Source organism: Bacillus sp. EB600 (assembly GCF_024494385.1).
Lineage (GTDB): Bacteria > Bacillota > Bacilli > Bacillales > Cytobacillaceae > JAEVLT01.
In genome coordinates this window covers 1-11843 of the sequence record NZ_JAEVLT010000067.1, presented here as the reverse complement: position 1 = coordinate 11843, position 11843 = coordinate 1, and the positions used below count along the sequence as shown (strand labels likewise).

Annotated in this window: 10 protein-coding genes and 4 pseudogenes; 7 read left to right on the top strand and 7 right to left on the bottom strand. The window is 36.2% G+C overall.

Translation table 11 applies throughout. The annotated features are described in order from the left end of the window. Positions 1-416: 416 nt before the first annotated feature. From JN080_RS27715 to JN080_RS27705, 3 genes and pseudogenes are all read left to right on the top strand, one after another. Positions 417-1154 carry an NADPH-dependent oxidoreductase gene (locus JN080_RS27715; protein ID WP_256239175.1) on the top strand — a complete coding sequence of 246 codons (738 nt, stop codon included), beginning with the start codon at positions 417-419 and terminating at the stop codon, positions 1152-1154. A 291-nt stretch (positions 1155-1445) separates the two neighbouring features. Beyond that, positions 1446-1580, top strand: a pseudogene (locus JN080_RS27710) (transposase); the annotation flags it as partial. Between the two features lie 75 nt (positions 1581-1655). After that, a pseudogene (locus tag JN080_RS27705) lies at positions 1656-2092 on the top strand (transposase); the annotation flags it as partial. A 236-nt stretch (positions 2093-2328) separates the two neighbouring features. Here JN080_RS27705 and JN080_RS27700 read toward each other — a convergent pair. Together JN080_RS27700 and JN080_RS27695 are read right to left on the bottom strand one after the other, a co-directional pair. After that, a complete protein-coding gene (locus JN080_RS27700) occupies positions 2329-3105 on the bottom strand; it encodes an IS110 family RNA-guided transposase (RefSeq protein WP_256239176.1) in 777 nt (258 codons plus the stop codon). Next, a complete protein-coding gene (locus tag JN080_RS27695; protein WP_256239174.1) occupies positions 3060-3449 on the bottom strand; it encodes an IS110 family transposase in 390 nt (129 codons plus the stop codon). The genes JN080_RS27700 and JN080_RS27695 overlap by 46 nt, the downstream gene beginning before the upstream one ends. Before the next feature lie 214 nt (positions 3450-3663). On the opposite strand from JN080_RS27695, the gene JN080_RS27690 reads away from it, so the two are divergent. From JN080_RS27690 to JN080_RS27685, 3 genes and pseudogenes are all read left to right on the top strand, one after another. After that, complete coding sequence (locus JN080_RS27690) at positions 3664-4665, top strand: DUF3231 family protein (RefSeq protein WP_256239173.1); 1002 nt, start codon at positions 3664-3666, stop codon at positions 4663-4665. A 4-nt stretch (positions 4666-4669) separates the two neighbouring features. Next, a pseudogene (locus JN080_RS30085) lies at positions 4670-5137 on the top strand (hypothetical protein). A gap of 333 nt (positions 5138-5470) precedes the next feature. Continuing rightward, entirely contained in the window at positions 5471-5893 is a 423-nt protein-coding gene (locus JN080_RS27685; RefSeq protein ID WP_256239172.1) for a universal stress protein, read from the top strand. Between the two features lie 511 nt (positions 5894-6404). On the opposite strand, the gene JN080_RS27680 is transcribed toward JN080_RS27685, so the two are convergent. After that, positions 6405-6704, bottom strand: coding sequence for a hypothetical protein (locus JN080_RS27680; RefSeq protein ID WP_256239171.1), 300 nt, complete (start codon positions 6702-6704; stop codon positions 6405-6407). 365 nt (positions 6705-7069) lie between these two features. Between JN080_RS27680 and JN080_RS27675 the strand changes: the two genes are divergently transcribed. Next, complete coding sequence (locus JN080_RS27675; protein ID WP_256239170.1) at positions 7070-8626, top strand: ABC-F family ATP-binding cassette domain-containing protein; 1557 nt, start codon at positions 7070-7072, stop codon at positions 8624-8626. 148 nt (positions 8627-8774) lie between these two features. Here JN080_RS27675 and JN080_RS27670 read toward each other — a convergent pair whose 3' ends face one another. The 4 genes and pseudogenes from JN080_RS27670 to JN080_RS27655 all read right to left on the bottom strand — a co-directional run bounded on the left by JN080_RS27670 (position 8775) and on the right by JN080_RS27655 (position 10892). Then, positions 8775-9005, bottom strand: a complete 231-nt coding sequence (locus tag JN080_RS27670) for a hypothetical protein (RefSeq protein WP_256239169.1) — start codon at positions 9003-9005, stop codon at positions 8775-8777. Between the two features lie 286 nt (positions 9006-9291). Continuing rightward, entirely contained in the window at positions 9292-9972 is a 681-nt protein-coding gene (locus tag JN080_RS27665; protein WP_256239168.1) for a coiled-coil domain-containing protein, read from the bottom strand. Positions 9973-10052: 80 nt separating this feature from the next. Further along, complete coding sequence (locus JN080_RS27660) at positions 10053-10178, bottom strand: hypothetical protein (RefSeq protein ID WP_256239167.1); 126 nt, start codon at positions 10176-10178, stop codon at positions 10053-10055. Between the two features lie 219 nt (positions 10179-10397). Further along, positions 10398-10892 (bottom strand): annotated as a pseudogene (locus JN080_RS27655) (tyrosine-type recombinase/integrase). Positions 10893-11843: the final 951 nt, after the last annotated feature.

Sequence of the window (11843 nt, the reverse complement as noted above, 5' to 3'; positions counted from 1 at the left end):
CGACGGGATCAAGTCCCACGGGTGCGGACGTTCTACCCCGGCTACGGTTATCATATATCGATATAAAAAATGGTCAACCAGAAATATTTTCTGGCTGACCTTATAATACGAAGGGTGCTTTAGCTTAATTAGCTAAATTTGTAAGAAAAAGCATTCCTTAAAAATTTTATAAAGGAATGCTTTTTCTTTAATGAATCATCAGATAATTTAGACACTTTCCAGACAATAATTTAGAGATTCTTTTAGAAAAAATAATTTTAAACTAAAAGTTAATTTCTTTTAATTAACTCAAATTACTTCACGTACTGGAGGACAGACACCTTTTTACTAACCGCTGGGTGTCTTCTATTTTCCTTCGAGATTTAAATCTTGTTATAATCTAGATGAACGGATTGTTTGTACAGGGGGGTCTAAACATGAATGAAGTAACAAAATCATTGCTTGCTCATCGTTCTTTTCGTTCATATCAGGACAAGAAGGTAGATGAGGAACAGCTGGAACAGATTATCCAGTCGGTTCAAGCATCGCCCAATTGGATTAATGGACAGCAGTATTCCATTATTGCTGTCAAGGACAAAGAGCGCAAAAAGAAATTGGCAGAGCTGTGCGGAAACCAAAAGCATATCGAAGAAGCTCCCGTTTTCCTGGTCTTCTGTGCGGATTTTTACCGAACGTATCTAGCCTCGGAAATGGAAGGAACAACATTAAATATAACAGATAATATCGACACACTTATCGTTGGCGTGACGGATGTCGGGATTGCCCTTGGCACGGCTGTTGCGTCTGCTGAATCATTTGGCCTCGGAACCGTAGCCATTGGCGGGATTCGCAAAAACGCTTTAAAAGTCATCGATATGCTTGACCTACCGGAATACGTGATTCCAGTGTCCGGCCTTTGCATTGGTCATCCACGAGAAGACGATGGCCAAAAACCACGCCTTCCAAAAGAAGCTGTTTACCATGAAGAACGTTACAACCGTGAGCTGGAACCAATTCTTGAGGAGTATAATGATACATATTCCCGTTATCTGCAGGAAAGATCGAAAAACAACCGTATCGGCACATGGACAGAATTAGTAGCTTCCTTCTTCAGCAAACGTTATAATCAAGGGATTGCTGAAATGCTGAGGAAGCAGAAGTTTCCCGGAGGATAACTTGAAATCGCCTGGATGATGAGTGACCCGTTAGGAAGAGGTTGTTTCTAACAGGCTCTCTTTAGAGGCGTAATCCAGCCGTTCACAAATAAAAACGCATGAGATTTCATATATAAAATCTCATGCGTTTTTATATTATGACTTTAGTCAGTTGAGCTTGCGATAGCGTGCGAAACAAAAAACCACCTGCTATACGGGTGGGGGATAAGTGGTTATACCAAACAAAAAAATCACTTTTTTCTATAATAGAGATTGTTCAAGCCTCTAAAATTAGAAAGGTAAGTGAGTTAATTGGCAAATCAAGCAAATAGTTTGGCACATACAAAATGGTTATGTAAGTACCATATCGTGTTCACTCCAAAGTATAGGCGAAAAATAATTTACAATCAATACAGAAGGAGTATAGGTGAAATATTACGAACACTGGATAGGATACACTTAGCTAGACAGATATTTTAAGGTCAAGTAGACTACAGATAATATATTTGAGGGGAATCTACGATGACTAAAAGAGAGCGACGAACATTTACAGAGGAATTTAAAAATCAAATGGTACAACTGTATCTAAATGGCAAACCAAGAAAGGATATTATTCGTGAGTACGATCTGACACCATCTTCACTAGATAAATGGATTGGTCAAAATAAAACTACAGGCTCATTCAAGGAAAAAGACAACCAAACACCAGAAGAAGTTGAGTTGAACAAACTACGTAAAGAAAATAAGCAACTTCTGATGGAGAACGATATTTTAAAGCAAGCTGCGCTGATACTAGGACGAAAGTAAATGTGATCCGAAATAACCGGGACAAATACTCGATATCAGCAATGTTCAAAGTCCTTCATCTACCTAGAGCTACCTATTATTACGAAGTAAAAGAGCGTGTTTTAGAGGATGAAATTACTTCTGATATTATGAAGATTTTCCAAGCAAGCCGTCTCTACAACGGTTATCACTCTGATATTCGTGGGTTTTCACATTTTATCTTTCCGTATAAAGGAGCTTCCACTAACTAACGACGTGCGTTAGCCTATTTAGACATAGCACAAGTTTAAGTCGTGGGTTCTCCTTTCCGGTTTTAACCTTTGCCTTCGAGCCCTATTCTTATCACATTTTTATTAAAAGTTTGGATTTATGGTTATTTTCTTTGTTAATTAAACGTTTGGTAATAGGTTTATGATATATTCCTTCTTTGTTCTTTCTCTACTTCTTGTGTAATTGCCCATATGAATCCTGATAATTCTCTCGCTACTGCTGTAATGGCTTTTCCGGCAACTTTTCCACGGGATAGTAAACGAAAATATCTTTTGTTCAAACGAGTTTGGGCTTTCCATGAAATCCAAAGTATCTCTGGCGGTTGTCCTTCTTGTCTCTTTTTTAATTTTCCTTTCACAGCCGGTGGATATTGATAACTCCACGCAGATTCAATTAATAATCTCCGGACATGACGGTTTCCTGCTTTTGTTATCTTTCCTTGTCGTCTAAGTTCCCCACTTGAACTTTCGCTCGGAATAAGACCTACATATGCCATAAATTGCTTAGGAGAAGAAAATCGTTGGAATGATCCGACTTCTGCTACTAAACTAGTTGCTGTAACCACAGCTACTCCTCGTAGTGTTTGAAGGGCTTGAACCATTGTTGCGTGCACTCCAACTATAGCTTGCCGTTCGATTTCTTCTTCCAAACGGTTTAATCGTTGTTGAATTTCAGTTAATTGATGCATATATTCTTCATAAACAATTCTTAAGGCAGAATGATCAAACTTTAAGGAGTTTAGCCACTCATAATATCTTGTTGTCCACTTTTTCACACCTTTTGGAGTACGAATATCGTGACGTAAAAGGAATTTGGTTAAGCGATGTTTTGCTCTTAATTCATCTTCTTTAGAATCTTCCCGTGCTCGGACTAAGTCTCGAAGTGCTTCATCTTCTTCTGTAGGCGCATAACAGATGTTAATTCGCCAGCACGATAAAGTTTTGCAAGATTAATGGCATCTCTACGATCTGTTTTTATACGTTCACCAGGCTTTCTAGGAATTAATGCTGGCGCAATGACCTCACACTCGATATCCATGCTGATAAATAAGCGATATAACCCATATCCTGTTGGAACGGCCTCATAACACACACTAAGTTGTTTTGGATCCCCCAACTGTTTTACTAATTTTTTAATACTTTCTATCGTATAGGGAATCATTCCAAAATACCTTGGTTGGTCACGACCCTCATCTGCAATTGCTACTGCGATTTTTTTCTTCGATACGTCTAAACCTACGTATTTTGTGGTAGTATTCATAATAACTAGCTCCTTTCGTTCATGATAACTAACGAAGCAGGGTGAAAGAAGCGATGTGAAAATAGTTAAGTTGAAAATTAAAGATAAACAAAAATGGTCTTAGCTAGTAATTAGCTAGACCATTTTTCATTCGACGTATTGTATAAGTGGTTCATTCATACTTTTCCCTATTCTGGGGATATTATTCTTTGACATATTGAATAGGAGGTTTTTAATGGAAGATAAAACAAACATTGGTTTAACGGCTGCGGAAATGTCCGGTTTATGGACTCAATACATGGGTGATACAATAGTTGTTTGTGTGAATAGCTATTTCTTAGAAAAAGTAGAAGATGAAGAAATACGTCCTATTATTAAATGGACACTCGATACAGCAAAAGAGAATGTTTCCATCATGCAGGAACTGTTTCAAAAAGAGAATTTCCCGATACCCATTGGATTTACGGAACAAGATGTCAATACAAAAGCTCCAAGACTTTTTACAGATACATTTTTCTTAAAGTATTTAAGTCAAATGGCTGTATCTGCAATGACAGCCAGCTGTGCAGGACTAACAGTTGTGACACGTCCAGATGTTGTTACTTTTCATAAACGTATATTGAATAAAGGGGTTGAATTGCGGGACAGAACACGTGATTTAATGCTAAAACAAGGGATTTATGTAAAACCTCCTTATATACCTATTCCTGATAAGGTCGATTTTATAGAAAACCAACATTATTTAACTGGTTTTTTGGGGAAAAAGAGGTCTATTAATTCACAAGAAATCACTCATTTATACTTTAACACTCTAATAAATGCTATCGGTAAAGAAATAGTAACGGGCTTTGGCCAGACTGCTCAAAACGAAGATGTAAAACAGTATTTTCTAAGAGGGAAAGAACTTGCCCAAAAATATGTAGATACATTTAGCAATTTTTTAACCAAAGAGGATCTGCCTGCCCCTAGTTCAGGTTCGGCTGTTTTAGATACAACCGCAAGTATTTTTTCAGATAAACTAATGATGTTTCACGTTACAACTATGGTTGCAACAGGAATTGGATATTATGGAATGGCATTAGCAGCAAGTCCAAGGAGAGATTTAGGACTTAAATATATATCAATAATTCCAGAAGTCGCACTGTATGTCGAAGATGGAGCCAATATTATGATTAAACACGGCTGGATGGAGGAACCTCCTCAAGCAGTCGACCATGACAAATTAATACAGAATTAATGTTATGAATCCCTATGAAAAATTATTATGGGAGCATTGCTCTTCCTGGCTTCGGCTAGTTATTAAATGCAAATATGTAAAGGGCATTATACTCATCTTGTTGGAGTTTGTGTTCAATGTTCAAGTAAATTTTAACGAAATAATTATATTAAGCTTTCACGGAGATATTGAAAAAGCAATTGTACAAGCTGATTATCAGTGGTTAATGTTTTACCCTTGTTTATATTTTTTTGCGATATGGGATGCCTGGAAAGATGCAGGAGGGGGAAAAGACCGATATTCCTTCCTGCTGTTTGTGTTTTCAGCGTACTTTGTAACGGTCGGATGCATTTACTCTTCGAATTTTAAGCTATTTGGAGTATTACTAGGACCGGTTTGGCTTCCTATGCTGTGTGTGATTTCAGGAATTATTGTTGGCTTGTTTTTGAAAATTTTCATAAAAGGTCAGTATGACCAAAGAGTACGAAAGTAAACCAAGGAGAGTTGTGGAAAGTACTGTGAAAGGGAGCACAATAACTTCAAGTAAATTTTTGAAGTTCTTTTAATTTTTTGATCTTCAGCAATCGGGCGCGATTGTTTAGCAAGACAAATCAAAGTGCCGATTACTTTGTGTAGGTAAAATCGGCTTTTTTCCATGTCGAAATTTGCTTAGCGTGGCATCCGCGTTTTGTCGGCAGGACCCATGATTGTTCATATAATTTTCATAATTTTGTGAAAAAATCATGAATTCACTACTGTTTCCATGTTGCAAATAGCAAAAATGGAATAAAATGAATATACAAGGATTTCTAGGGGGATGGAAAATATGTTAAATATTTATAAAAAAATTGTGGTCCCATTTGATAACTCTGAATTAAGCAAGAAGGCATTGGAAACGGCTAAAACACTGGCAAAATACGAGGAAAATATCGAATTGGACGTTATCATGGTTGTTGATACGGTTAACACCTTCTATTACTACGATCCAGTGCGTGAAACTGTAAAGAAAGAAACGAAAGAGGCGCTCAATGAAGTAGAACAAAAATTGAAAGACCTGCCAAACAAGACAAAGACATTATTAATAGAGGGACACCCTGCTAGTACGATCGTGGATTTCGTTAAGGAGAGCAATGCTGATCTTGTTGTTATGGGAAGCCGTGGCTTAAGTGGATTGAAGGAAGTGTTCTTAGGCAGCGTCAGTCATCATGTTGTGCAGAAATCCAATTGCCCAGTATATATCGTTAAATAATTAGTTTTATAGCTGTTTTAATTCTTATTGCACAAACCTTTTTTCGCTAATAGGAAAGTATAAAGTATACCAAAAAATGCGAATTTACAACGTTAAGGAAATTCCAAAATGAAAAGCCCGACTTCTCCACATTAAAATTGAGAAATTGGGCTTTTTCGTTGCTCTGGAATTTATATGCACTAAAGCTAGCTTTGTGAAGGTTAGTGGTTAAGTCTTTGTTTTCTTCAGCAAACGGGCCATTATCATTATCTTCGCTATTTGTTTGAAACGCTGCCAAATATGGATCTAACAAATAAAAAAGAAATAGATAAAGTCTTGCCGCGGTCATCTAGTTTACCCTCGGCATGCAGAGTACCGATAAAAAGTGAAGCAAACAAAACATAGTCCCGAAATACACCACCCATGTAGTATTTGGGGGCTACTTGACGTTTACGCTTAAACTCACCATAGCTTTATAGGTGCGAAAGTTGAGTTATAATATAAATTGAAACAACGTATTTCGTCTTTATCTTTATTTTTTCCTCTTTTGTATTTCCTCTGTCACGACAAAAGTAAGGTCGTCATTTCCAAATAAGGATAATAATCCCAGAATAGTTTCATCCGATACTTCACCGGCTTCCTCTTTTGGTACGGTTAATTCGATGGCTTCTCTCAATGCCGGGTTCGCGCTTTGGTTGGGATAGGCACGTAGATAGATTTCTTCAGGTTCGAGATCATGATTGATGCACCACTGCGCAAAGACGAGGATCATCATCTTTTCTTGACCTTGGTAGTTTTCGATTATTTTTTCTTCCAATTCTTTCTGATTCATATAAATTCTCCTTTGAAGGATTTAACAAGATTATTATACAGTGAAAACTGCAGGAATGAAAAAGGAAAATAGAAGGGATAAATATAGCTTTTATGAAGAATATCCTTTAAGGCGGGGGAGTTCAACAATAAGGCATTCATGAAGTGGAAGAAATGATCCTAATGCTGCATTTCTTTGGAGTCAAGAAGCATTGGGTGGGGAAAACAAGAGTACCGTCCCTTTGTTTCCAAAGTTATTCCATTCAACTATTCCGTTTTCTGTGTTATAGTTCAATATTGAACTATAACAATCAGATGAACGATTTTATAATTAATTCCTAAACTAAACGAAACAAAATAAAATGAAATTTAAATGAGGTTAAATATATGAGTGTATTAACGGTTACAGGCCTAAACCACGGATTTGGCGATCGTACGATCTTTGATAATGTTTCCTTCCGCTTGTTAAAAGGTGAACATATAGCTTTAATTGGGGCAAACGGCGAAGGTAAATCGACGTTTATGAATATCATTACAGGGCATCTTCAGCCTGACGATGGAAAAATAGAGTGGTCAAAGCATCAACGAGTCGGTTATCTTGATCAACATACGGTTTTACAAAAGGGAATGTCAATCCGTGACGTATTAAAAACGGCTTTTCAATATCTCTTTGACGTTGAAACGAATATTAATACCATTTATGAAAAGATTTCAGACGTTACACCTGAAGAAATGGAAAAGTTGTTAGAGGAAGTTGGTACATTACAAGACATATTAACAAATAACGATTTCTATATTATTGATTCTAAGGTAGAAGAAGTGGCACGTGGTCTTGGACTTGATGGTATAGGATTAGAAAAAGATGTTCATGATTTAAGTGGTGGGCAGCGAACGAAGGTTTTATTAGCCAAGCTTTTACTTGAGAAACCAGATATTCTTCTTTTAGATGAGCCTACAAACTATTTAGACGAACAACACATTGAGTGGTTAAGACGTTACCTGCAAGAATACGATAATGCTTTTTTATTAATTTCTCATGATATTCCATTTCTTAATAGCGTTGCAAATGTGATCTACCATTTAGAAAATCAGAAATTAAATCGCTACGTGGGTGATTACAACCATTTCCTTATTGCCTATGAAGCTAAAAAAATACAAGTTGAAGCTGCCTTTAAGAGACAACAATCAGAAATTTCTAGTTTAAAAGATTTTGTAGCCCGTAATAAGGCAAGAGCATCTACCAGCAGCCTTGCCATGTCGAGACAGAAAAAACTCGATAAAATGGATGTTATTGAAATAGCACAGGAACGACCAAAACCTGATTTCAACTTTAAAGAAGCAAGAACCTCAGGTAAATTAATTGTTGAGACGAAAGAATTTGTCATTGGGTACGATGAGCCACTATCAAAGCCGTTAAATCTTTATATAGAGCGTGGACAAGAAGTGGCATTAGTTGGTGCGAATGGGATTGGTAAGACTACACTCCTTCGTAGCATGCTCGGAGAAATAAGATCTCTTTCTGGTTCACTTGAACGCGGTGAGCATCAGTATATTGGGTATTTTGAACAAGAAGTGAAAACGGAAAATCAAAACACGTGCATCGAAGAAATATCGAATACGTTTCCTCAGTTAAGCCAAGGACAGGTACGCGCTGCTCTTGCGAGATGTGGGTTAACCAGAAAACATATTGAAAGTAAAATATCCGTATTAAGTGGTGGAGAGCAAGCGAAAGTCCGGTTATGTAAGCTCCTTAACCAAGAAAGCAATATCCTTGTTTTTGATGAGCCAACCAACCATTTGGATAAAGATGCAAAAGCTGAGCTAAAACGAGCTTTGAAATCGTATAAGGGAAGCGTGGTCCTTATCTCTCATGAACCTGATTTTTACCAAGACGTGGTAACAGATATTTGGGACGTAGAATCATGGACAACGAAAGCCATCTAAACTTGAACGATCCGAGTAGGAGTCGCCATTTCTGACTACCCATATGAATAGTAAAAAAGGAGAGCCGATCATGATTACTCTCCTTTTTTCTTATATTCCATAAATCTTCAGTGAAACAAGATTTTACACGGCGTGCCTATGGTGAAACCTATTGACTCCACAGAGTTATATTCATTCTACTAATTGTAAATGTTTGGTGGGAGGAGGTGCCTGTCCCTGGGTGCCTCCCATATTCTAAGAATTCATCGTCAAGCTGATCAACGGTTACAATTTTGTTATTGTTCAAAATCTCAGCAAGGATGATTCTCGCTGCTGAAATGGAGTCAATATGGTCTGCGTTAAGCATGGTAACAGGCCAATACCTACATTTGCCGCGCACGTATAAAAAGGATCCGACCCTTTCATCCCTAGAAGGTCAATTATATAGGCAGATAAAGAAATGTTCTATTCTATTCAACAATCGGGCGCTTTAGTGTAAGAAGCTTTTGAAAATAAATATAAGAAATAGCTCAGTTGTGAACTGAGCTATTTTATTTTTTAATTACAAAAAACACTGTTGAATATAGCGTGATTTGTAATACAAATTTAGCTAATTTTTTGTACGATTTCAAGTTTTTGTGATAGGAAACGGAACCCGTTAGATTCGCCCCGTTCCATTTTTTAATCTATTTATTTTCTGTTTTGCCTTTATCCCTATCTTCATTACGATCAAATTTTTCATACAATCGAGTGAGTTTTTCATTGTATTGATCATGCACTTCTTGAAGCTTTTCTTGATATTTTCTTTCAATTTCTAAGATAGCCCGTTCTCTTTCTAAATCCTTCGCATTGGTTAACTGAGTTAACTTGTTTTCGAAGTTAACCTTTAAAGATTCAGTTTCTTGGATAGTGTTGCTTAGCTTTTCTGTCAGCTGTTCAACTTGTTTACGTTGATCTTGAACTGTTGCTGTTAATTGATGGATAGAAGATTCAAGATTGCTTTCTTTTTGTTCAAATTCCGATTTCATTTGTTCTTTTTCTACTACGTTTTTTTCTTTTAACTCAACATTCTCCGTAGCAAACCCTTTATATTCATTTACTAATGATGATAACGTATCGATCTTTTCTTTGTATTCCTGAATAAGAGCCTGGTTATTATCGTTTGTGGATCTTAATCCTTCCACTTGTTCAGATAAAGCTTGTTTGTCATTCTCAGATTGCTTTAAATCATCTTCTAATCGTTTTAATTCATCTTTTAATGTTTTAACATTACTCTGCAACTCAGAAATAGTTAACTCCTTGTTTTCTAGCTTGGTTTCTAATCCCTTCATTGCATCATCTTTTAAGTAATTAGCACGTTGAATCATATTGGCTACTAACTCATAAATGCGGGTAGTGTGCTTCTCTAATTCTGTTAAATCTTGCTTATAATCTCCGGAACCGTCCTTTAAGCTTTGAACCTCACTTCTTTTTCAAACCACTCTTTTGAAGAAATCCCGGAAACATCGATCATATTCTTTACTTTGTCATATATTTCTTCACTTACTTTTACCCCAAACGTTTTGTCAGACATTTTTTTGACTCTCCATTGGTTAACTTATAATCTATTATATATCAATAGGTTAACCGTGTTAACTAAGGTTAACCAACAATCAAAAAAGTATAAAATAAAATCTAACAATTATCGCCTGTTATCCACCAATCGAGTAATTTTTCTTCATCTTCATTCCAACAAGCCCAAATTTCTACGTTAATACGAATATCTTCTTGTAACCATACAAATCTTTTCTCCCTATAATTGATTCATTTTATTAATTAGGTCGTCTTTACTGGGGTTGGTATAAAGCAAAGTCGTATGAATATAGGAATGTCCTGCCTGGTTAGCCACTTCGTGAACACTCATGCCTTTATTAATTGCATGAGAACAAAAGAAATGCCGTAAATCGTGTGGAGTAATATCTTTCCCAAGTTTTTCAGCGTATTCCTTAAAGAGCTTATTGACCGTTGTTCTATCCATTTGTTTATTTCGAGTGCTTACAAAAAGCTGTTCATTTTCAATGCCTTCCTTTTCACGTTCCTTTAACCAGGATTGAAGAGCTGCTTTTACTTTATCATTCATAAATACTGTTCTTGATTAGCTACCTTTCCCATTTTTCACAAGAATCTTACGAGACGTAATATTAAAATCATCCAATTTGAGGTTAAGAGCTTCAGAGATCCGTAATCCGGCATAAGCAAGAAGGGTTACAAGGGCATAATTTCGTTTATTCCCACTATCAAGTACCATCTGGCGAAACTTCTCGGCATCTTTATACTCCACTTTGGCCAGGGAAGCATACTGCTTTTGAACCTTTACTTAATCTTTTTTTGTCAGAACCATTTCTTCCTGTACGTTGGATTCAACGAGGGGAATTTTATTGAACTTGACCAGTGCGTTAATTTTGGTATTAATCGTTTTGGGTTTTGAATTTTTTATAGTTTTTAAGAACGAAAGATATTCTCTCACGTTTTCATGAAGCAATCTCTGGAATTCGACTCCTTTTGATTGATCAACAAAAATTAATTAATAAGCTAATCAAATTAGAGGATTATAAAATGAATTGACTTTGAGTGATCTTGAAAAAGAGTACAAATATATTGAAAAAATTGGGGGACAGGAATAAAGACAGGAAAGATAAATCCACTTTTAGATTATTCGTATGGTCACAAAACGTGGGAAACATTCGCGTTTTGTTGGTACTACCCGTATATAAATTAAAATATGAAATTGTAATAGACTGAATTTTCGACTATTTTGAGATGACAATGCGATATGATTGCAATTTATGTAATTTTATTTACATATGTATGTTCTTTTTCTCAGAATATTTCGTGTTATGATTGATCTAGCAACTTATTTACTAGATGAGGTTGGATTTATTTTATTAAAAAACACGGAAAGGGGGATTGTTAATGGATATTTGCATTTCATGCGGAGAGGAATTATCTATTATGGAGAGGAATCGAGCGGAATGTTGGGAGTGCAGAGACACATCAACAGAAGCTTACGCAGAAGAGGAATAATCATGGCATTTAATAAAATACTATCTCTGTTATCAAACTGTTCTTGTTCATTAACTAAACTGTAAACAAGCCTACCAAATTGTTCTATTTCTCTAACTAAACTGTAAAGTAGCTATGATAAAGTAAATACTGTACCTCCTAGCAGACAAAAAGCCGGTTTTCCTTTTATTTAAGG